Source organism: Algoriphagus resistens (assembly GCF_001442615.1).
GTDB lineage: Bacteria > Bacteroidota > Bacteroidia > Cytophagales > Cyclobacteriaceae > Algoriphagus > Algoriphagus resistens.
In genome coordinates this window covers 240,571-263,335 of sequence record NZ_LMXN01000002.1, presented here as the reverse complement: position 1 = coordinate 263,335, position 22,765 = coordinate 240,571, and the positions used below count along the sequence as shown (strand labels likewise).

Genomic DNA, 22,765 nt, shown 5'->3' with positions numbered 1-22,765 from the left:
CGATTAAAATTAAACTATTTACTAAAATACTCAAAAAATGATTTCTTCAATATTTTAGCATGTTCATCATTTGATGATCAATAGATTGAAAACCGAAGTCACCAATCGCTATTTCCATCTTTTTTTCAATAGCATCAAGGTTCAAATTTCCAATACTTCCTTCGTGTGTATGGTTAAGGTTATTCTGATCAGGGGCAAATCTATCTGACTCAATTTCCATCCCGACCTGTTTATACGCATCCCGAAAAGGTACTCCCCTCAAAACTAGCTCATTGACAACTTCCACAGAAAAAAGGTGCTTATAAAAGGGATCTGAAAGGATATCTTTTCTGATCTCTATAGAGCTGAGCATGAAGTGAGTCATACGAAGGCAACTTTTCAAGGTTTCAATTCCAGGAAAAATTTCTTCCTTTAATAATTGTAAGTCCCGGTGATAACCAGTGGAAGTATTGGTCAACAGCATTGTAATTGCATTCGGAATTGCCTGAATTTGATTGGTCTTCGCTCTTATCAGCTCAAAAACATCAGGATTCTTCTTATGTGGCATAATACTACTTCCTGTAGTGAGTTCATCCGGAAAAGCGATAAACGCAAAATGCTGGTTCATAAAAATACATACATCCGATGCCAGTCTGTTTAAGGTTCCTGCTACTCCTGCCATAGCAAATCCCAAGGTCTTCTCTGTTTTACCTCGGCTGTTTTGGGCGTTGATCACATTATGGTGCAGATCTCCAAACCCCAGAAGTTCAGTAGTCATCGTTCTATTCAGCGGAAAACTGGAACCATATCCTGCCGCTGAGCCAAGCGGGTTTTTATTTGCCAAATCAAAAGCAGCTTTTAACAAGCCCATATCTTCTGACAGCCCTTCGGCAAAGGAACTAAACCAAAGCCCGAAAGAAGAGGGCATTGCCAGTTGCGTATGGGTATAGCCTGGCATTAAATCGTTTTTATGCTTTTCTGCCAGCTCAATCAAGAGTTTGAACAGCCCTTCAGTTTCTACTACAATTTCCTTGACCGCATTTCTGTAATAAAGCTTCAGATCAACCAAGACTTGATCGTTGCGGCTTCTACCGCTGTGGAGCTTCTTGCCGACGTCTCCGAAACGCTCCGTAAGTAAAAATTCCACCTGAGAATGCACATCTTCCACACCAGGAGCGATCTCAAATACGCCCTTTTCTATTTCCGAATAAATATCCTTTAGCCCCCGCTGGAGAATTTCATTTTCTTCGGCCGTCAAAAGACCAATTGTAGAAAGCATCTGTGCATGAGCCATTGAACCCAACACATCGTAAGGAGCCAGAAGTATATCAAACTCTGGATCACGACCAATGGTAAACGATTCTACTTCTTTTTTGCTTCCGGTTTCTTTTTGCCAAAGTTTCATTTCAAATTAGTTTGAGTAAGCATATTAGCGTAGGTTTCTAGGATTTTTAGATACCCTTCTATGCCAGTCTGAATTTCGTTCAAGTAAATATATTCATCTGCCGAATGCGATCTTGCCGAATCACCCGGTCCTATTTTAACAGACGGGTAGGGGATCAAAGCCTGGTCCGATAGGGTAGGGCTGCCATAGGTCTTCAGTCCAAGCTGCTCGGCTACTTTAAGAATCAAATGCCCTACAGGCACATGGGAAGACTGAAGCCTCATAGAGCGGGGAATCAGTTCAGCGCTGAGAGATTCTTTTAATTCTTCCAAAGCATCTTCCAGAGTATATGCGTCGGTAACACGGACATCGAGTACAAACTCGCAGAGATCCGGTACGACATTGTGCTGCTGTCCTGAATGTATAACTGTTGCTGATACTTTGGTTTTGCCCAGAAATGCGGATTTTCTTTTGAAATCAAAATCCCTGATTTTCTGAAGGTCGTCCAAAGCCAGATATAGTGCATTGATGCCTTCTTCACGGGCTGCATGACCCGCCTTTCCATAGATTTTTGCATCGATCACCATCAGCCCCTTTTCGGCTACCGCCAAATTCATTAGCGTAGGTTCACCGACAATTGCCAGCTCACATGGTGGAAGCTGGTTGATCAGTGATGAGATTCCATTTTTGCCTGAAATCTCCTCCTCCGCAGAAGCGATCATAATGAGATTGAATGGAAGAATCTGCCCATAAAAGTGTGTAAAAGTGGCTATTAAGCTTACCAAAGGTCCTCCTGCATCATTGCTTCCGAGGCCATAAAGTTTACCATCTTCTATACTTGCCAGAAATGGATCCTTGGTATAGCCGGCATTTGGCTTTACTGTATCATGATGGGAATTCAGCCAGATAGTAGGCTTGTTTTTATCAAAAGGGGCTGCGAGAGCCCAGACGTTGTTTCCGGATTTATGGACTTCTATATCCCGTGCAGTAAAAAATTCTTCGATAACTTCAGCTGTAGAGCTTTCTTCCCTGGAATAGGATGTAATTTCTATTAACTGAGTAAGAAGCTGTACTGCATCATCATATAAACCCATCGTCGTCTTTTGTTTGTCTTAGTATAGGTCGTATCGGCTTCTCTCGATAGTTGTTCCAGAGAGCTTTCCCTTTGCAGCCAAATGAAGGTTTTCTGCCTTCCCTATCCACACATGATTAACCCCTTTTTCCAATGCTTCGAATGCATTGTCCAATTTTGGGATCATTCCCGAGTGGATGACATTTTCCTTTCGCAGTTCTTCGTAAATATCTTCGTTAATGAGTGGAATGATGGAGTTCTCGTTCTTTTCATCAATCAGCACCCCACTTTTGTTGAAGCAGAAATAAAGATTGACCTGATGTTCCTTAGCTAAGCTGGTAGCCAGGGCAGAGGCAATGCTGTCGGCATTCGTATTCAATAGTTGCCCCTTGGCATCATGGGTAATTGCATTCACTACAGGAAGTAAACCACCTGAAAGTAAATGATCAATAAGCTTAGTGTTAACTTCTTGAATATCACCCACAAACCCATAGTCAATACCTTTAACCGGACGCTTAATTGACCTGATGATATTTCCATCAGCACCAGTCATCCCTATTGCATTTACTTTCAGCGCCTGAAGTTTCGCAACGATGTTTTTATTGATCAAACCGGCATACACCATAGTGACCACATCAAGAGTCTCCTGGTCTGTAATCCTTCTTCCGTCAACCATTTCAGGCATTACTCCAAGGGATTCACCAAATCTGGAAGCCATCACTCCACCACCGTGGACCAATATTTTATGCCCGGGGAACTTGGCGAAAAGAGCTAAGAATTCATTTAACTTTTCAGGAAAATCGATGACGTTGCCTCCGATTTTGATAATACTGATTTTCATAAATCAAGTTTACTTTATTACTGTCCGAGCAGATGACTAATAACTGATTGAGCAGCGAAAATTCTGTTTTTTGCTTGTTGCTGAACTAAGGAGCGTCTTCCGTCCAATATTTCGTCAGACAATTCCAAATTTCTACGTACAGGTAAGCAGTGCATTACTTTTGCATCTTGAGCTTGGGCAAAATGATTTTCGGTTAGCATCCAAGAAGGATCAGTGGAAATTATTTTCCCATAATCATTGAAAGAAGACCAATTTTTAACATACACAAAATCAGCACCTTCCAATGCTTTATTTTGATTATATTCTATAGTAGCACCCTTGGTGAATTCTTCGTCCAATTCATAACCGGTAGGATGGGTTATTGTTAGCTCATGATTCATTCCGAGCGTCCATTCTGCAAAAGAATTTGCCACAGCATGGGGTATGGCCTTAATATGTGGCCCCCAGGTCAAGACTACTTTTGGTTTCTTCTTTCCAGACCAATTCTCACGGATCGTGATTTGATCAGCCAGGCTTTGTAGTGGGTGACGAATGGCAGACTCGAGGCTTATCACAGGAATTCCTGAGTATTTTACAAACTGCGAAAACACGAAGTCACTGGTATCTTCCTCTTTATTGGTCAACGACGGAAATGCACGGATAGCAAGAATATCAAAGTATGATCCCAACACGGCAGCTGCATCTTTGATATGTTCGACAGTCCCACGGTTCATCACTACGCCGGCATGCATTTCAAGTGCCCAGCCTTCCTTATCCATATTCAGCACGATAGGTTCCATTCCCAGGTTTAATGCTGCCAGTTGAGTAGAAACACGAGTCCTGAGTGAAGGGTTGAGGAAAATACATCCTATGCGTTTACCGACACCTTTCGTGTTGTCTAGCGTCGGGTTTTCCTTGTAAATCAGTGCTTGCTCGATGAGCTGATTGCCCAGATCGAAGGATTCGAACTTGGTAAAGTGCTGAAGTGACTGGATAATATTGGCCATTATTAACTGGAAGGGGATTGACTTAAGATTTCTTTTAATGCGGATAAAAACGAATTTAACTGATTCCACTCGATATTTAAAGGTGGCAGTAGTCTTATCGTATTCTTTCCTGCTGCGCTGCCGGTGAACATATGGTATTTTTTCACCAATTCTGAGCGTACTGGACCGCTTTCCCGATCCAGATCAATGCCTATCATCAGGCCTGTTCCACGAATAGCGGTGATTCCTGAGATACCTTTCAATTCTTGCAGAAGTTTCTCTCCAAGCTTAGCTGCATTTTTTATAAGATTTTCTTTTTCAATAACTTCTACTACCGCTAACGCTGCAGCACAAGCTAAATGATTACCCCCGAAGGTAGTACCCAAAAGTCCATAGGAAGCTTTAAAATCCGGTGAAATCAGAATTCCGCCTATAGGAAATCCATTGCCCATTCCTTTGGCCATGGAAATGATATCCGGCTTTACATTTTCAGCCAGTTGATGGGCAAAGAATTTTCCAGTGCGCCCAAATCCGGACTGTACTTCGTCCAAAATCAATTTGGCTTCATACTTCTTTGACAGGGAAGCTAATCCCTGCAGGAACTCTGAACTTGGTACCTGAATGCCATTTACGCCCTGGATTCCCTCGATGATAATGCCTGCGATAGTATTTCCCTTCAACGCTTCCTCTACAGCTTCCAGATCATTCCAAGGCAAAATGTGGAAATCTTCACGGGTATTGCAGGGAGCAACTATTTTCGGATTGTCAGTCAAGGCAACTGCACCTGAGGTTCTCCCGTGAAAACTGCCTGAGAAAGCGATAAACCCAGGTTTACCTGTAGCAAAAGAAGCAAGCTTGATTGCATTCTCATTGGCTTCAGCACCGGAATTGCATAGAAAAAGCCCGTAGTCCGGATAGCCAGAAAGCTCGCCGAGTTTCTGTGCATACTCCTTTTGAATAGGAATCTGAACCGAATTGGAATAGAAAGCGATCTGACTCAGCTGATTTTCGATACGCTTTACATAGTGAGGATGCGTGTGACCGATGGAAATCACAGCGTGCCCACCATACAGATCTATATATTCTTGTCCTTGATCATCCCAGAGTTTTGCTCCATCAGCCTTTGCAATGGTCACTGGGATCAGCGGATAAACATCAAATAATTTCATTTTGAATTACGATTTAAGAAATACGGTTTACGGGATGATTCTGCACCACACAAACCATTTTCAATTTTGAGAGAAAGAATATGTTAGGTTTGAATACCCTATTGGAAAATGACTTTCAAACAATCTTGTATCTAGCATCTTATGTCTAGAAATGTCTAGCTTCTATTAGCTTAAAATGCTATACTTTTTAGATTCAAGCCCATCCTCTCATCCAGTGCAAACGCCAAATTGTAATTCTGAACTGCCTGGCCGGAAGCTCCTTTCAGCAGATTATCAATGGCTGAATAGATCACTAACTGCCCTCCCTCTTTTTGGACATGGACGATAGCCTTATTCGTGTTCACAGCCTGTTTCATGTCTATGTCCACATCGGAAACGTGTGTAAATGCAGCGTCTTTATAAAATTCTTTGTATGCTTCTAGAGCTTCTTCTTGGGAGCCGCCGAAAGGAAAATAAGCTGTAATCCAGATGCCACGAGGGAAATTTCCACGGTAAGGAACGAAGAGAATATCAGAGGAGAAATCAGAATTCAACTGGGTAAAAGTTTGGTTAATTTCCTTTAGATGCTGATGCGTAAATAACTTATATACAGATATATTTGAAGATCTGTAGCTAAAGTGTGATGTTTCAGCCAGTTTCTTTCCTGCACCCGTACTTCCTGTCACCCCGGAGATCTGTATCGTATTGTTTACCCATCCTTTTGCGATAGCTGGAAGTAAAGCCAACTGAATACCTGTGGCAAAACAACCTGGGTTTGCAATCTTTTTACCTGATTTGATTTTCTCCGAATTTACTTCGGGAAGCCCATATACAAAGCCATTTGACTCATCCCGGAAATCAGTTGATAAATCAATCAAGACTGTCTCAGGAGAAAAGGAATGTTGCGCTAAGAAACCTTTGGTTTGTCCGTGTGGCAATCCCAAGAACACTGCATCAATCCCTATTGTCTGTACCTGGTCAGTAAAAACCAGCTCGCAGTCTCCGATAAGATCAGGATGAACTTCGCTTACTTTTTTGCCTTTCTGGCTATTGCTATGTACATAGATTAGTTCACAGGCAGGATGATGGACCAAAAGACGAAGTAATTCGCCACCCGTATATCCGGCTGCCCCTATGATCGCTGTTTTGATTTTAGTCATTGTCTGAGTTTACCTTGTGGAAAATCGAAGTCTGATTACCTAAAATGCGGGTAAAGCCTTTTACATCATCAGCCGTGTAGCCCTTGTTCATTTCTCCATAGCTACCGAACTTATTGGACATCAGATCATGTTCGGATCTGATTCCCAGTAGTGTGAATCTAAATGGTTGTAGCAATACACGAACTTCTCCTGTCACATACGTCTGCGTACTGCCCATGAATTCTTCCAGGTTTCTCATCACAGGATCCAGGTAATGTCCTTCATGTAGGTGATTGCCGTAGAATTCTGCCAATTGGTTTTTCCAGAAAAGCTGCCACTTGGTAAGCGTATGCTTTTCCAACAATTGATGCCCTTTGATGATAATCAAGGGAGCTGCAGCTTCAAACCCAACGCGTCCCTTAATTCCGATAATGGTATCGCCTACATGGATATCACGACCGATCCCGTAAGGTGCTGCCAGTCCCTGAAGCGCCTGAATAGCCTCTACCGGATCCTCATATTTCTTTCCATCAACTCCCTTTAATTCACCTTTTTCGAATGAAAGGATTAATTCGTAGGGTTCAAAGGCTGTAGCTTGCGTTGGCCAAGCCTCTTCCGGCAGATAGTCCGAGGAAGTGAGTGTTTCTTTCCCCCCCACGGATGTACCCCAGATGCCTTTATTGATAGAATAAGCAGCTTTTTCAAAGTTCATTTCCACCCCATGCTTTTTGAGGTAATCGATTTCCTCTGAACGGCTCAATTTCAAATCGCGGATTGGAGTGATGATCTCTATGTCTGGAACGATAGTCTGAAAGATCATGTCAAATCGGACTTGGTCATTTCCAGCTCCGGTAGAACCGTGGGCTACAGCTTTTGCCCCTATAGACTTTGCGTACTCGGCCAAAGATTTGGCCTGCAGAATGCGTTCAGCGGATACAGAAAGGGGATAAGTCTGGTTTTTCAGGACATTGCCAAATACCAGGTACTTGATCACCTCATTGTAATAGGTATCCATCACATGAAGCGTCTTGAAAGAAGCCACGCCTAAACCGTTTGCCCTTTCTTCAATATCCTTCAATTCTTCCTCTGAGAATCCCCCTGTATTTACCAAAACGGCATGCACTTCATAACCTAGTTCTTTGGAAAGGTGCAGGGCACAAAATGTGGTATCCAAGCCTCCACTGTAGGCTAATACTATTTTTTTCATCGTAATAGGATTTTTGCTTCCAAAAAGGAAGAATTGATTTATAAAAAGATGCTTGAAATGGTGTCCTTCGACTTGTTCAATTTAAGCATCACGTATTTCTTTAATCTTACCCAGCGGTCAAATAACTTGAGCTCTTTTTTGAAATCATCGCGTAAGGCTAATTCCTGGGTATGATTTCTTTTTGAATTGGGATCATATAGCATGGCTGTGCACAAACAGTTTTGCCTGTTTTTACTCATCAGAATCTCATAATTGATACAGCTTTGACAGCCTTTCCAGAATTCATTGTCATCTGTAAGATCGGAGTATGAAACCGGAATATAGCCAAGTTCAGAGTTGATTTTCATAACCGCCGCACCTGTAGTCAATCCAAAGATTTTGGAATCCGGGTATTTTTTACGGCTAAGTTTGAATACCTCGTTCTTGATTTTACGGGCGAGACCGTACTTTCTGTATTCAGGAGAAACTATCAATCCAGAGTTGGCCACATATTTTCCATGTCCCCATGCCTCGATATAGCAGAATCCTGCCCATTTTCCATCAGTGGTCAAGGCAATGACAGCCTTTCCTTCTTCCATTTTGGTTTCCACGTATGCAGGGCTTCGCTTGGCTATGCCAGTGCCACGGGCTTTTGCAGAATTTTCCATCTCATCAGTGATCTGGGTGGAGTAAACCTTGTGAGAAGCATTGGCTACAATAATCTGGAAAGAAATGTTATCCATTAGGGATTGCATGTGTTAATTCCGGTGAGAATCGGAAGAATGGTAAATAAATCAAAGTGTAAAGGGCGGGCACGTACTCCACGTAGGAATACAAAAATTCAATATAGGGTTAAACCCTATAGAAAAATCTACACGTCCTTAAGGGAGTGAAAAAAGGAATAGCATCAGTTTTCACCACTACTATAGTAGCGTTGCTGTGACCGTGTGCTATGTGATTTACTTGTGTCATGCGTAATAGGGAGGCAAAATTCATTCCTTAGAAAAGAAAATGCAAGGATTTTGCCAAAAAAAATGACGAGAGTCCGTGTTTTTTATAGTATTCGTAATTATGACTTGTCTATCTTGTTAAAATGAGGTCTTACAGAATATTATTTGGTGATTTATTAAGGAATAAGAAACAAAGCTCTCACAGTAGGTAGCTTATGATCCAGACTATCAAAAGCAGAATCGCCATCCAAGTGATCCAGGAAGAGCGCTTGGGAAATTCGAATTTGCAAATAGGGCAGACTTTTGCATCGGCATTTACTTCCATTGCACAGGATGGACATTCTTTTGTTTTCACTGCAGCTGAACTCTTTTAGCTTGATTCATAGTTTAGCTAAAATTAATATAAAGATTCTGGCTATGGAACCGCTCAGGACAAAATCATTACAAAGGAAGATTGGGATCACCTTGCAGGAGTTCATATAGCTGTTTGAGAACAAAATATAATCATATGAAATATCCATGACGGGAGCTCGACACACAGGAGGATGATTATAAGGCATGCGAGATTCCATCTGACCTTTGAAAAACTATTATAAACAGATGAAATCGAGCATGACTCCAGCGTCACACACTGGGATGATTATAATGCATGCGAGATTCCATATGGCTCTTAAAAGACAAATTATAATCATATGAAATACCCACACATGAAAATTGAAATATGGTCTGATGTAGCATGTCCTTTCTGCTACATAGGAAAAAGAAAAATCGAAAAGGCATTTGAAAGATTCCCCCAAAAGGATCTGCTTGAGATCGAATGGAAGAGCTTTTTGCTAAATCCCGATCAGGTCACACAGCCAAATAAAAGCTCTGAGGAATACTTAGCTGAAGCAAAAGGTTGGTCACTGGAGCAAACAAAGGAAATCACCGCAAATGTCACCAATATGGCTGCTCAGGAAGGACTGGAATATCATTTAGACAAAACAGTTGTAGCAAATACCAAAAAAGCCCACCGCATACTACACTTTGCAAAGACAGTGGGGAAAGGTGACCAAATGAAAGAAAGCTTGCTAAAAGCATATTTCACTGATGCAGTCAATATCGATGACGATGCTGTTTTACTTGGATTAGGAAAAGAACTTGGAATGGGAGAAGCTGAGGTTCTGGAAGTGCTTACTACTGATAAGTTTAAGAATGAAGTTGATCAGGATATTTACGAGTCGCGCCAATTGGGAGTAAGGGGAGTTCCATTCTTTGTTTTGGATAGGAAGTTTGGGATTTCAGGTGCTCAACCGGATGAGGTTTTTGACCAGACTCTGAAGAAAGCGTGGGCTGAATTTTCAAAAAACAGTCCTACTATAGAAGTTGCTCAGGGTGATGGTGATTTGTGCGATGTGGAAAATAAAAACTGCTAAATGCAGCTTCTGATAAGCTATAAATAGGGCTACCTGACAGATCAGGTAGCCCTATTTATTATTTTTTTTTAACAATTATTCCACCTAAAGAATATTATATAACAAACTGAAAAATAGAATTTTACATTGTTTTCCAAATCAATATCCTGAAGGTGTTTTTCTAGCTTCTAAAAAATCTTCAAGTTCTTATTTAGATTAATTACAATTAAGAATTACTTTTGCTGCCGTTCAAACAGGAATCTATGAAAGCAGCAATACCCGTACTTATTTTTTGCATTAGTTTCTTACTATCTATAAGAGGATTTTCCCAGACTGGGAATGTGACAGGAACCTTGACATTTGACGATGGGGGACCTGTAGCTTACGCTACTGTTTATATCAAATCATTGAATAGGGGGGTACTCTCAGATGAAAAAGGAAGATTCGAACTGACAGCTATCCCCTTTGGTAATCATCAGATCGCAGTAAGTAGTATAGAAATTCAAAACCATGATTTCACTATCCTTATTGACAAACCAAGTGTCAAGGTTTCAACAACACTTCAACGCGCAGGTGATAGTGAATTAGAGGAAGTTTTAGTACAAGGCCTATCACACAAAAGTGAAATTGAATCATCCGGTTTTGCTGTAAATGTGGTAGATACAAAAGAAGCCAGCCTTCGAAATATTCAAACAAACGAATTATTAAATACTACTGTGGGAGTTAAAATCCGTCAAAATGGCGGGTTAGGTTCTGAGGTCAATTATAGTTTAAATGGTTTGTCTGGAAGTGCTGTCCGGATTTTTATCGATGGAATTCCCATCTCTGCATACGGCAACTCATTCAATCTTAACAGCATTCCGCCTGCAATGATTAAGGAAATCGAGGTATACAAAGGGGTTGTTCCTGGACATTTAGCTGATGATGCTTTGGGTGGGGCTATTAATATAGTACTTCAAAATTCTACCCAATCAAACGTCAGCGCTTCGGTTTCCTATGGTTCTTTTAACACATTACAGGCTAGTGTCAACGGGCTGTACCGTTTCAATGAATCAGGCTTCACAGTCAAAGGATCCATCTTTCATAATTATTCAGATAATGATTATGAGGTCTCAGGCAGAAGTGTAGTGGTGACGGGAATAGGAGGTGTGCAAACTCCTATCACAGCAAGAAGATTCAATGATGCCTACAGATCCTCGGGGGGAATGTTCCAGATTGGCTATACCGATGTAAAATGGGCAGATCAATTTTTAATTGGCTTCACAGGATCCAGTGATTATAAAGAAATCCAGCATGGGGCTTTTATGACCATTATGCCCTATAAGGATCGGTTTATGGAATCGGATGCCAGACTTTTGAATCTGACCTACCAAAAGAAAAATCTTTTCACGAACGGACTGGATGTAAATGTCAATGCTTTGTACGGCAAGAGAAACCGCATGGTAAGCGATACGCTAGCCTGGGCATACAGCTGGAACGGAGAAAAGGCAATTGATTTTAGAGGTAATGAATATAAGTATTCATGGAACTCCCAGCAGGAAGGCGGGCCTACGCTAGCTAAAATCAACAGAAATGTATCCTCCATCAGAACTGGGGTTTCCTATGCCATTAGCAAGAATCACAGAATCATGCTTAATCATGTTTATAGCGGTATAGATCGGGTGGATAGTGATCAATTAAGATCGGTTTTGGAAAATACTTTCAGGGGGACAAGAGATCTGCAAAAAAACATTATCTCCCTTACCTATGAGCTAAATGCTCTGGATGAAAAACTTAAGGCCAACGTATTTGGAAAATACTACCAGCAAAAAACTGTAAATATTGATCCTGGGATCAATGCAGAAACCAATGAAATAGTAGATGATATTACAAGTGCCAACAAAGTGGATGAAGGATACGGTTATACTGTTTCCTACGCAGTACTTCCAACTATCACTTTTTTAACATCCGCGGAAAAAGCTGTCAGATTGCCAAATGAAAGTGAAGTCTTTGGTAACGACGGTGATAATGTGGTAGCCAATCCAAGTATCAGACCAGAGCTTAGCAATAACTTTAACTTAGGATTTCGACTAGGGACATTCCACATCGATAAGCACGATTTTACGATTTCTTCCAATCTGTTCACACGAAATATTAAAGACAGAATTGGGTTACCTATTGAAACTTCCTTAAATGTCAATGATGAAACCATACTCTATGAAAATCAGGGGAATGGCACATCTAAAGGATTCGACGCCCAATTGGACTACTCGTACTACAACAATTTTGGATTCAATTTCAATGTTTCCCGCTTTGATTTAAAAATTGTAAACAGAGGGGTAGAAATAGACGTACCTAACACCCCGTTTTTCACCATGAATGGGAGTTTACGCTATTCATTTAAAGATATAATCCAAAAAAAATCCCGTTTAAATCTTTTTTACACGATGTACTTCACAGATGAGTTTTCATACCTGGTACCCCAGGGATCAAACACCGTTGGTGATGAGTTTTTTAAAGTCCCGCAACAATTAGCGCAAGATTTAGGACTTAGTTACGTATTCCCGGGTAACACGTTGGTCATGAGTTTTGACGTCAAAAACTTATTTGATGAAGCTGTTTATGATAACCTGTCAGTCCAAAAACCTGGAAGGGCTTTTTACCTCAAATTAAACTACAGAATTAATAATTTCTAATCTACTATAATAACTATCTGATGAAACAAACATTTATAAATTTCCAAAAACTGACTGCCATGATTTTAGCAGGTGGGCTAATGGCAGCATGTTCTGAAGACCCAGATCCGAATCCAACTCCGGATCCGGTAGAAGAAAGCAGGTGGATTACCGTGGCGGCAGCAAAAATGGGAGATAATCCCGGCGATGGAAACGGGGGAACGTTAATTTACTCGCTAAGCAGTGCGGAAGCCAAAGATCCTACGGTATCAATCGCACCATTTGAAAATGGATTCATAGCACCTTCAAATAGAACAGCCAGGTTGCAGTCTTCTGAAGATGGCAACACCATATTCAACATTAGCTATGCAGGGGATACGGGAGGAAATTATACCAAATACACTGTTGCAGGTGGACAGAATTTCACACCTACAGGTACTGCGGTAAGTATTGCACCCTATGTTGGATCTGCCCCAAGATGGATTAAATTGTTTGATGGGGACAAAACTGGAGCTGCTGTATATGTATCCACAGAGCATAAATTTGATAATAAAGGTACACCAGAAGATACATCAGATGATACCTACCTCCGCACAGAGGCCACTATGGGTGTAGTAACTTTAGATTTAGTGAATTCTACAATCGTAGAGTTCCAAGAAAGCATTGTGCCTTTAAGTGAAGAGGAAGAAGCAAACGGCTATTATATTTCTAGAATTGACATGCCGACTTTAAATGCCGCCGGAGATAAATTATACATTGGAGCACGTCTTAGTAAAGTTGACCCTGCTACGGTTGAAACCGATCGGGAAGGGGAAATTTTAGGCGCTAAAACTATTGTATTAGATTATCCTTCGTTATTAAATCCCACAGTTATTACCTCTATGGTGGGGCAAGGAAATACAAATGGTTACCGTAGTATCAATGCTTTTGAATACCAGGGAAGTGTTTATCAGGCCAACCAGGGTGATCCCAACGGTTCGCATATCCTAAAAATTGGTTCAAACAACCAGTATGACGATTCGTATGTGTTCAATCTAGACGATGCTTTGGGTGTGGAAGGCGCTTATATTCTTGCTTGGAGACCTGCTGCAAACGGAAAAGCAGTAATCGCATATCGTCATGACGGGTCTGAGGAAGGAGTGGCAGGTGCCCAGGGGTTCTTTGCTTTGGCCGACCTAAATGCCAAAACAGCTGTAAGACTTGATGAAATTCCTTACGAGGCAGATTTTTACTTGTTCCAGTACCAAGGCTTTGTAGTGGACGGAACGGATATTTACCTTACCCAGGCTCCTGTAGGGAAAAACGGAAACATCTACGTGATAGACACCCAAACAGCTGAGGTGACCAAAGGTGCTCAACTGGAAAACGTTGCTGGAAGTCACTTTATAGGGGTATTCTAATTACAAAAAATCTACCCTCAATGTCTTCCTCTTCAAGAGAAGAGGGTCTTACTCTATAAATCCTGGAGAAGAAGCACTATACATGTTTCTTCTCCAGGATTTTTTCTGGGTTTATCCCGGTGGTTTTCACAGATTTTTCATATCCTTTTTACCACTTTATTATTTTTAATCAAGACTTACCAAACACCCCGGGTTTTCATTTTCAATGTGTAGACAGCATCAGAAGCAGTAATAAATAGCGTTTTTCTATCAAGCGCCCCAAAAACCACATTCGCTGTCCATCCAGCTGGAACTGGGATATGAGCAATTTGTTCACCCTTTCGATCAAATACAGTTACGCCATCTCCCGTCAGATAAACATTTCCCCGTTCATCGATGGTCATCCCATCTGATCCCATCTCACAGAAAAGTTCTTTATTGATCAGATAGCCATCTTCTCTGATTTCGTATTTATAGGTCTTTTTAGCTTTTATATCGGATACGAAAAGATACTTGCTGTCCGGGGTTCCTACGATGCCGTTGGGCTGGACCAGATCATCGGTCACCTTAAATAGCTCAGTTCTGTCTGCAGAAAGATAATATACATTCTGTCCTTCCTGTTCTGATTCCTTGCTACGCTCCCAGTAAGGTCGTGGATATAGTGGGTCGGTAAAGTAAATCCCACCTTTGGGTCGTATCCACAAATCGTTCGGACCATTTAGTTTTTTGCCTTTGAATGCTGTGATCCATACCTCATGATTTCCATCTGTGTCAAAAGCCCAAAGTTCATTTTGGTTGTCAGCACAGGCGACCAATGTACCGTCTAGCATAAAATACATTCCGTTTGATCTTCCTGCATCTTCTTTGAACACGCTTACTTCATTTGATAAAGCATTCCATTTGTGAATGCGGTTGTTCGGCTGATCAGTGAAAAATACATCCCCAAATCTATTGACAGCCGGTCCTTCGGTGAAGGAAAATCCATCCTGGACTTTGACCAGATCAGCATTTTTTTCGATGATTCCTTTTTTGTCTTCTATTTCTTGTGAAAATACCTGGGGGCTGCCGATTAACGCAGCCATTAAGAGGGTTGATTTAATAAGGTTCATAGTATTTGATTAGAGTCTATCCATAGCGACCACAAGTACATTTAGATCTTCGCTATAAGCCATTCTGGTAATATTTTGATGGGTGTCTGATTTTACTTTCCCTAGTGACCTCCACTCTGGACTTGAATATTTCCTGATAAATACTTCATTTCCAGAAGCCATCATTAAATGGTTTTTGTCGATCCAGATAAAGTCCTGAGCACCTTTCAGACCTTCAAAGTACGCTTTCCTTTTACCTGATTCAATATCATAGCTTTGGATAATGCCTGATTTTTCTGGAGATACTTCGGTCAGGTAGGTGATTTCAGATGTTTTTGGACGTTTATTGATGGATCTGGCTGTGGCTGTATCAATGTCCAAAATCTCATTGCGTCCGTGGACATAAATCAATCTATTTGGTGTGCCCAGGACAAACATAGCAGCTTTGTTGTCATACCAATCGTAATATCCTACTGGCTCAATATCATCATATAAAAGCTCTGCCGGTTCAAAACTGGTAGGATAAAGCCAGATTCTTTGCTTTTTGTCTTCCTCCATTACTACCGCTGCAATGTACATTCCGCAATCAGTGATGCTGGGCGAAAATTCGCTGCGGTCAGAAGTTTTAGAAAGATTTGTGAATTTATCTGACTCAAAATTATAGACTATAATATCATGGTTTCCATTTTCATCAGCAGCGGAGAACACGAGTTGATACTCGTTTATAAAGCTTGGCTGATTATCATATTCCGGACGGTTAGTCAAGGGTTTGGCCGTCGCTGTATTGAGGTTAAGACGACTCCCTTTTCCGGAGGTCTCAATGACCCATAGATCAGTGTCTGCTTGGGTAAACCCAGAATGAGAGATAATCAGTAGGGGAAAGTATAGAAAAAGGAACTTAAAATTCATTGGGTAAAGCTGATTGAGCAGGCAAAATACAAAAATGATACGATTTGAAAAGTCCGTGATGCCAAGTAGGATTTATATCGTTTATCTTTCACTTCCAATTCGGTTGGTAGTGAAGAATTTTTGGATAAACATGTAAAAAACTGTCCATTTATGAACATATTTTTGTTCATTTCCTTTGCATCTAATTAGCATAACCTGCGAAATTCCCTGTTTTAGGCTATGTTTGGCGTATGGCACCTTTTTCGTATTTAGACAGAACATGAAAGAAATAATCCAACGGATAGCAACCCTGCCGCTAGAGCTGATCTTTTGGCTCGGAAGCTTGGTAGCAATTCTTCTTCTGGATCCTCATGGGGACAGTCACTTAAGTCTCTGTCCACTGAGTCAACTGGGATTTGAATGGTGTCCTGGATGTGGGTTAGGAAGATCAATGAGTCTTCTTGCAAGGGGAGAATTTCAGGATTCCTGGCACATGCATCCACTGGCTTTATTGGCCTATGTGGTTATTATTTCTAGAATTTGGCAACTTATTAAAAACTTAAAAACAACACACAATTATGGCTAATGTACTAAGACACCTTCCAGAATTGGAAGGAATGGAACTGGGCTACATCCAGGGCTTAATGAAAAACATGGACGAAGATCAGGCATCTCTTTTCGCGCAGGTTTACCGTGCCAGAAGAAAGGACTCTCAAATGATCTTGATCTTGACGCTGCTTGGTTTTTTTGGCTTCGCAGGATTGCACAGGTTTATTCTAGGGCAGATAGGCTTAGGTATCCTATACATTTTGACTATCGGGCTTTGTTTTATCGGAACCATAGTTGACTTGGTCAATTACAAGAGCCTGGCCTATGAATACAATATCAAAGTAGCACACGAGACCATGAACATGCTAAATGCAAGCTATCCTGGAGATGTCACTAAGACGAGTGTATGATTATAACTTCATTGTTGAAAAAGCCGGAAAATCCCGGCTTTTTCTCTTAAAGCTATTTTTAAATCCTTATAACACAGAACCTTAAATTATCTCGGATCTTCATTGTTTATGGATAAGCATAAAATTTCTCCTGAAACCGAATTCAGCGCGTAAATGCGGAGACCACAAAAGTAATTTTTACTTCTGTTATCGTGATAAATTCTCCATTTGTGCTGGATCTTCTAGTATGATTTCCTCATATTTCAATGTCCAGCCTAGGGATTTTGTTAGGATGTAGATGTTTAGGAGTTCACTCACCAGACGTTCATGTGCCTCATCTCTCAACGCTGAATCCTCAATTTTTTTCCGGAGTTGATCTGTAATGCTATTTTTGATTTTGTTGTAATCCTTGGCTTCAAACTGATTCAAGTAATCCTGGCTCACATCATAATATTCGAACTCAGGATATAAATTCAGGATGGGGTCTGGGATTTTGGTGATAGTAACTGTCTTGGTTTCCGGATTAATCTCTGTCTCCAGTTTTCTAAGATCATATTCCACAGTTGCTTTTGCTTTTGCCACAATTATGGCCTTTTTGTCTGCGCTGACAAGACTTAGAAACAGTTTTTGTGAATTACGATATGTGAAAACCTGAGAGTAGTACGCTTCGGTGACTATTAATTTCCCTACTTGCTGGATTTGTTGCTGGATCATGGTCGAGCTGGCATTGAGCTCCTCACGGCTATCTTTTCTGCTGGTGAAAAACCAAATGCTTCCCATCACTAAAAGTGCTACGATAAATCCAAAGAAAAATCTTTTCATGGTAGTGGCGTAAGTAAAGATGAAAACTAAGGCAAACTACGCAAAATGCCAGGGCAAAGATTTACTATTGGGATAGCATCAATAAATGAAATACTATAACTCTTCACAAAGATCCCGAATTATTGATCAGGAATATAGACTTGCTCTACCTAGAGTCGGCTATAACGGACAGTCTGATACAATTTCAACAATACAGGTAAGTTTATCTTTGGAAAGATAATAGAAAAGAAAATCGCAGAAGACTTCCTTGTAATCCAAAATTAAAAATCCAATAACCGGGACCGACTACCAATCATCTTGGTCAAGTTGCTCTGGTTTTGAATCTACTGATACCGCTATAGTTTCAAATTTCCTTCGCCCTTCGTCAGAAAGCAATAAATGAATTCCGTTCAATTTTTTGTGTACAGCTTGTAATGTATCAAAATCCGGCTGTTGCACATGGAACGGTATGGAACGAAGATTCACTTGCTTCTTGGAGAATGGTGGGGGAGTAGTACTGTCAAAGAAGTATGGCCAAAGTGTTTTGCCACAGCTGATTCCCCATGTTGTAATAGGATAATCAGCTGCATACCGTTGCAAGCGTTCATTGATTTGCTCAAAGAAACGCTCGGATTCTCCTAACCTAAGCCTGGAACCTGCCCGGGATTTTCCTTTGGTCTTTAAGTATTTGATTTGGCTTTTACCTTGCTTTTGGCGAACCATATAAGCACGAAAAACCTTATGATCCAGCATTTCCCCATTGTGAAAATACCCCGTGACTGCTATTCCCGCCCGGATCATTACCAATGCCAGGTGGAAATCATCTTTTAAAGATAAATTACCGGAGTTATCAGGTGTCGCATTCCACGGAAGGAAAACCCGGGCAAGCCAGGGATCCTTCTCAGAGATTACCCATTGATGTTTGGTCCCTTCAAAAGTGCCCGGTAATCCCATCTTTTTGCTGATCTCCAGAATCGACTGGTACGTTGCTGGACTAATTAACTTTGGATTGCCGGAAATCATAGCGGGGGAAGCTTTTCAATTATATTTGCACAAATAAACCGAAAAATCATGGACGAGGAAATCCAAGGCTTGATCAGGCGCATGAGTGATCCAAATGAAAAGGAAGCTTTTTATTTTGCAGATAAACTGGGAAAACTTCTGGATGAAAACGGAAGAGACAAGGTGATCGAACTAGTGAAAGGGGATAATTGGGAAGTTGCATACCTGGCTTGCAGGGCACTTTCGCAGTCTGAGTTTAATGAAGAATCATTGGATGCGATTTTTGATGCAATCAATGATAGAAAAAACCGTTCTCATCAAGGCGCATTTGTTCAGATTTTGGAGGAGTTCGACTTGGGCCTGCGCTTTGTGGATATCTTTCGTGTTTTTCTCTTCGGGAATTTCAAAGCACAGACACTGGCCAAGATGTATCTGGATGAAGTGGAATTTGATATGACCCCGCGAACACTTCGCAAAGCTGAGAAGCACTGGAATCATTACCTCCATAATCCAGAAGATGAAGGGAGTCTAACATTAAAAAAACAGGAAGTAGAACCGATTTTGAATGAAATCAGAGAATTATTTTCAGAAAACTAGATACTGTTGCCCGATTGTTGCGTTGCAATTGTACAATAAAATGTAGTTAGTCGTGAGAAAATTGGATGTTGTTGGTTTGCATGAGAGGTTCTTCATCGACAAAGGATTTGTTCTTCAGAGTTCAAAAATGTTGTTTGAGAAGGTATTTCCCCATGGAAAGCAAGTAGTTTTCATCCATTTTTCAGAAGCCCCCGAAGCAAATCATTTGGAATATTTTTTTGGAGTACGAATTAATGAAGTGGAAGAATTGATCCATTCCTATCTTCCGACCCCCCAACATTATGCGGAAAATTCATTGACACTGGTTCAGCCTTTGGACAAACTGGGGAGTGATTTCCCAGAAAAGTTTATAGTTACAAATAAGGAAGATCTTTCCAGTGTGGTCAGTCAGGTAGAAAATTATTTTATGAAGACTGGATTTTCATGGCTGGATCAAATGATCCAGCCGAGTGGATTGGAAAAGGAAATTTTAAAATCTACCACTAATCCACTTGAGTCAGAAAACTTGGTTTACACAGCGTTTCGGTCCACCGCTTTAAGTAAATTGTACAATCCTGGTGATTATCAATTTTTGCGGAATGGATTTCTCGCTCAGATGAATTATGAGCAAATGACCCCGTTTACTATCGCTGCATTTCTACAATTTATTGACTATTTAGATCATCTAAATATAGCCTAAAACCGTCTTTTAACGCCACTGATGGCTTTTGCTTGCTGGGGATTCTCAGGCCACTCATGCTTGGGATAGCGTCTTTTCAATTCTTTCTTCACTTCAAAATAGCCATTTTTCCAAAAGCTTTTGAGGTCCTGGGTAAGTTGTACGGGTTTGTATCCCGGAGAAAGCATTTCAATCAGCACATTTACTTTCCCATTATTTACGGTGGGAGTTTCCAGCAACCCAAACAACTCCTGTAATCTTACCGCAAGCAATGGTATATCCTCTTTTCTATATTCAAGCTTGATTTTGCTTCCTGATGGAACTTCAATGGCAGGAGGAGCAAGCTTTTCCAATTCATTTTGCAGCTCAAAATCAAGTGAGTGCAACAATATCTGACTGATGTTTAACTTTTTGAAATCATCGTTTTTCTGTATTCCTTCCAGATATGGGGCAATCCAGGTTTCAGGTTTCCCGCAAAGCGTTGCGTTGGACCAATCAGGCCAATTCTGACCCGGATTCCATCGTTTCAGAGATTCCACGCGCAAAATCAACTGCTCCACTTCTTCATTGAAATCCAATAAATGCTCACCTTCCTCACGGATGGCCTGCAAAATCGCTTCCCTTACATCTCCTGGCAGATACTTTTCCAGTGGCCTGGTTCCCAGAATTATGGATCCAATCCGAATCTCAGAATGTGCCTGAAGACCACCTTTCTTTCTATCCCATTTCAACACCTCTTTAGTCTTTAGCATGGGAGCCAAATCCTTCGGATTAATAGGGGCAGCCATCCATATTTTCCCCATCCCTTCCCGGGCATCCAGGTGGGCAACGGCAAGCCATGATTCGTGTGCGAGATCATCCTTGTGCCCAATCTGTGCTATTTTTCCGTTAGCCAACTGAAACTGGGCGTTATTCCCAGGCCTTGCTGCCGCGATCCGCTCAGGATATGCATAGGCAAGGAGCAAACCAGTCTGCCAAGGATCTACCGGACCATTATCTGGCGGAATGGAAAACATCCTGCGATAGGAGTCTGCCATCTTTTCTATTTTCTTTATCCCGGGAATGCCCATGTTCTGTTTTCGGAATCTTCGCAGTGCTTCAATCCTCAGATTCAAATCCACGCCTGCATCAGGACCAAGCGGATCACGTTCATCCAAAATCGCTGCGATGTCAGTAGCCAAACCCAGTTGATCAATTGCTTCGGCATTGATTAGCATATGGGCAATACGTGGGTGCGTAGGAAGCTGATGCACTTCCTTGCCATGTGGAGTCAGTTTTCCATCCTGGATAGCTTCTATGGATTCCAATGTCTTTTCTGCCAAAGCCAAGCTGCCTGCAGGGGGTGGAGTAAGCCAGGTCATAGCGCGAATATCCTGCTTGCCCCAGGCTTTCATGTCCAGTACCAAACCAGTTAGATCTGCTTCCATCAGTTCTGGCGTGCGGTATTCATGGAGTTGGTTTTCAATGGCCTTAGTCCAAAGTCGATAGCTATGACCAGCGGTCAACCGTCCGGCACGACCACTTCTTTGATCCGCAGAATCCTTACTGATTCTATGCAACACCAGCCTAGAAAGTCCGGATCTGGGATCGAATCTGGATGATTTGGCGAAGCCTGAATCGACTACCACTGCCACTCCCTCAATGGTCAGGGATGTTTCAGCTATATCCGTAGAAAGTACAATTTTTCTTTTTCCAGATGGGTGGGGCATGATCGCCCTATTCTGATCTGTAGGTGAGAGTTGTCCATAGAGAGGCAGGATCAGATCATCAGGCAAAGCCTTTCTTAAAACCTCCTGTGCTTTGCGAATCTCTCCCTGTCCGGGAAGGAAAACCAGAAAATCACCGGTATGAACTTTGGTCAAAGGGATAATCTGCCTAGCAGCATCTTCGCCTATTGCATATTCGTCCACTTCATTGATGTAATTCACTTCCACAGGGTATTGTCTGCCTTTACTCTCAATCACCGTTGATTTCAGTAATCCCGAAAGCACTTTTGCATCTATCGTCGCAGACATCAGCAAAATTCTCAGATCTGGCCTTAGCACTTGCTGCACCTCACGACAAAGCGCCAGAGCTACCTCGGAATGCAGGTTTCGCTCGTGAAACTCATCGAAGATCACCAAGCCCACATCTTCTAGTCCATTGTCCGAATGAAGCATACGGGTTAAAATTCCCTCAGTGATCACTTCCAGTCTTGTTTTGGCAGAAATAGCCGATTCAAAACGGATTCTATAGCCGATCAGATCACCCAACTTGGTACGTGTCATGGATGCCATGCGCTGGGCAATGGTTTTAGTCGCTAACCGCCTGGGCTCCAAGATAATGATCTTTTTTCCGGCCAACCAGGGTTCATCCAGCAACGTCAGGGGAAGTAAGGTACTCTTTCCCGCACCCGGTGGCGCTTGGATTATCAGCGAATTAACTTTGGAAAGTTGGGCTTTAACCTGTGGAATTATCTCCGCTACAGGGAGATCAAAGGAAAGTGGATTGAAATCTTGAAGCATGCGATGCAAAAATAGGGTTTCTTGGGCAGAAAGGGAATTGCGAAGGGTATATACGAGTTAGTAATGACGATTACTTGAAAAGTGCAGGCCATAGGACTGCTGCATTAGAGGATTCGAGACTTTTGCCTACTAATGAAATAAAGAAGTATACTTAGAGCAGGTGCTTTTGAGAAGGGTAAAAAATAAACTCAAGTTTTT

21 protein-coding genes are annotated in these 22,765 nt (G+C 41.5%); 8 read left to right on the top strand and 13 right to left on the bottom strand.

The genetic code is table 11. The features are described from left to right. Positions 1–46: 46 nt before the first annotated feature. The 8 genes from argH to AS141_RS04390 all read right to left on the bottom strand — a co-directional run bounded on the left by argH (position 47) and on the right by AS141_RS04390 (position 8,457). Positions 47–1,384 (bottom strand): argininosuccinate lyase, encoded by a 1,338-nt coding sequence (gene argH, locus AS141_RS04425; protein ID WP_057936423.1) that lies wholly within the window; start codon positions 1,382–1,384, stop codon positions 47–49. After that, a complete protein-coding gene (locus tag AS141_RS04420; RefSeq protein WP_057936422.1) occupies positions 1,381–2,457 on the bottom strand; it encodes a M20 family metallo-hydrolase in 1,077 nt (358 codons plus the stop codon). The genes argH and AS141_RS04420 overlap by 4 nt, the downstream gene beginning before the upstream one ends. An 18-nt stretch (positions 2,458–2,475) precedes the next feature. Continuing rightward, the gene (gene argB / locus AS141_RS04415) at positions 2,476–3,276 is read right to left on the bottom strand and encodes an acetylglutamate kinase (protein WP_057936421.1); all 801 of its coding nucleotides are present in this window, start codon (positions 3,274–3,276) and stop codon (positions 2,476–2,478) included. 17 nt (positions 3,277–3,293) lie between these two features. Further along, positions 3,294–4,262 carry a Rossmann-fold NAD(P)-binding domain-containing protein gene (locus AS141_RS04410; protein ID WP_057936420.1) on the bottom strand — a complete coding sequence of 323 codons (969 nt, stop codon included), beginning with the start codon at positions 4,260–4,262 and terminating at the stop codon, positions 3,294–3,296. Positions 4,263–4,264: 2 nt separating this feature from the next. Next, on the bottom strand, positions 4,265–5,410 hold the full coding sequence (locus AS141_RS04405) for an aspartate aminotransferase family protein (protein ID WP_057936419.1): 1,146 nt from the start codon (positions 5,408–5,410) through the stop codon (positions 4,265–4,267). A 170-nt stretch (positions 5,411–5,580) separates the two neighbouring features. Continuing rightward, positions 5,581–6,549, bottom strand: coding sequence for an N-acetyl-gamma-glutamyl-phosphate reductase (argC, locus tag AS141_RS04400; RefSeq protein ID WP_057936418.1), 969 nt, complete (start codon positions 6,547–6,549; stop codon positions 5,581–5,583). Beyond that, on the bottom strand, positions 6,542–7,735 hold the full coding sequence (locus AS141_RS04395; protein ID WP_057936417.1) for an argininosuccinate synthase: 1,194 nt from the start codon (positions 7,733–7,735) through the stop codon (positions 6,542–6,544). Before AS141_RS04395 ends, argC begins: the two co-directional genes overlap by 8 nt. 38 nt (positions 7,736–7,773) lie before the next feature. After that, positions 7,774–8,457, bottom strand: a complete 684-nt coding sequence (locus AS141_RS04390) for a GNAT family N-acetyltransferase (protein ID WP_057936752.1) — start codon at positions 8,455–8,457, stop codon at positions 7,774–7,776. Between the two features lie 422 nt (positions 8,458–8,879). On the opposite strand from AS141_RS04390, the gene AS141_RS26515 reads away from it, so the two are divergent. The 4 genes from AS141_RS26515 to AS141_RS04375 all read left to right on the top strand — a co-directional run bounded on the left by AS141_RS26515 (position 8,880) and on the right by AS141_RS04375 (position 14,112). Continuing rightward, positions 8,880–9,038 carry a hypothetical protein gene (locus AS141_RS26515; protein ID WP_157243388.1) on the top strand — a complete coding sequence of 53 codons (159 nt, stop codon included), beginning with the start codon at positions 8,880–8,882 and terminating at the stop codon, positions 9,036–9,038. A 318-nt stretch (positions 9,039–9,356) separates the two neighbouring features. Then, positions 9,357–10,079 carry a DsbA family oxidoreductase gene (locus AS141_RS04385; protein WP_232424817.1) on the top strand — a complete coding sequence of 241 codons (723 nt, stop codon included), beginning with the start codon at positions 9,357–9,359 and terminating at the stop codon, positions 10,077–10,079. Positions 10,080–10,321: 242 nt separating this feature from the next. Further along, positions 10,322–12,733 carry a TonB-dependent receptor gene (locus tag AS141_RS04380; protein WP_057936415.1) on the top strand — a complete coding sequence of 804 codons (2,412 nt, stop codon included), beginning with the start codon at positions 10,322–10,324 and terminating at the stop codon, positions 12,731–12,733. A gap of 20 nt (positions 12,734–12,753) precedes the next feature. After that, positions 12,754–14,112, top strand: a complete 1,359-nt coding sequence (locus AS141_RS04375; RefSeq protein ID WP_057936414.1) for a hypothetical protein — start codon at positions 12,754–12,756, stop codon at positions 14,110–14,112. Positions 14,113–14,288: 176 nt separating this feature from the next. Here AS141_RS04375 and AS141_RS04370 read toward each other — a convergent pair whose 3' ends face one another. Then, complete coding sequence (locus AS141_RS04370) at positions 14,289–15,173, bottom strand: SMP-30/gluconolactonase/LRE family protein (protein ID WP_232424816.1); 885 nt, start codon at positions 15,171–15,173, stop codon at positions 14,289–14,291. A gap of 36 nt (positions 15,174–15,209) precedes the next feature. Next, entirely contained in the window at positions 15,210–16,088 is an 879-nt protein-coding gene (locus AS141_RS04365; protein WP_057936412.1) for a TolB-like translocation protein, read from the bottom strand. A 259-nt stretch (positions 16,089–16,347) separates the two neighbouring features. Between AS141_RS04365 and AS141_RS04360 the strand changes: the two genes are divergently transcribed. Both AS141_RS04360 and AS141_RS04355 read left to right on the top strand, forming a co-directional pair. After that, positions 16,348–16,653 carry a DUF2752 domain-containing protein gene (locus AS141_RS04360; protein ID WP_057936411.1) on the top strand — a complete coding sequence of 102 codons (306 nt, stop codon included), beginning with the start codon at positions 16,348–16,350 and terminating at the stop codon, positions 16,651–16,653. Then, positions 16,646–17,026 (top strand): TM2 domain-containing protein, encoded by a 381-nt coding sequence (locus AS141_RS04355; RefSeq protein ID WP_057936410.1) that lies wholly within the window; start codon positions 16,646–16,648, stop codon positions 17,024–17,026. The genes AS141_RS04360 and AS141_RS04355 overlap by 8 nt, the downstream gene beginning before the upstream one ends. A 186-nt stretch (positions 17,027–17,212) precedes the next feature. Here AS141_RS04355 and AS141_RS04350 read toward each other — a convergent pair whose 3' ends face one another. Both AS141_RS04350 and AS141_RS04345 read right to left on the bottom strand, forming a co-directional pair. Next, positions 17,213–17,827 (bottom strand): DUF4230 domain-containing protein, encoded by a 615-nt coding sequence (locus AS141_RS04350; RefSeq protein ID WP_057936409.1) that lies wholly within the window; start codon positions 17,825–17,827, stop codon positions 17,213–17,215. 285 nt (positions 17,828–18,112) lie between these two features. Beyond that, complete coding sequence (locus AS141_RS04345) at positions 18,113–18,829, bottom strand: hypothetical protein (RefSeq protein ID WP_057936408.1); 717 nt, start codon at positions 18,827–18,829, stop codon at positions 18,113–18,115. Positions 18,830–18,877: 48 nt separating this feature from the next. On the opposite strand from AS141_RS04345, the gene AS141_RS04340 reads away from it, so the two are divergent. Both AS141_RS04340 and AS141_RS04335 read left to right on the top strand, forming a co-directional pair. Then, positions 18,878–19,405: a HEAT repeat domain-containing protein gene (locus tag AS141_RS04340; RefSeq protein ID WP_057936407.1), complete on the top strand. Its 528-nt coding sequence runs from the start codon at positions 18,878–18,880 to the stop codon at positions 19,403–19,405. A 52-nt stretch (positions 19,406–19,457) separates the two neighbouring features. Further along, positions 19,458–20,084 (top strand): hypothetical protein, encoded by a 627-nt coding sequence (locus tag AS141_RS04335; RefSeq protein WP_057936406.1) that lies wholly within the window; start codon positions 19,458–19,460, stop codon positions 20,082–20,084. Here AS141_RS04335 and hrpB read toward each other — a convergent pair. Then, entirely contained in the window at positions 20,081–22,567 is a 2,487-nt protein-coding gene (gene hrpB / locus AS141_RS04330) for an ATP-dependent helicase HrpB (protein WP_057936405.1), read from the bottom strand. The two genes, AS141_RS04335 and hrpB, sit on opposite strands and share 4 nt — an antisense overlap. Positions 22,568–22,765: the final 198 nt, after the last annotated feature.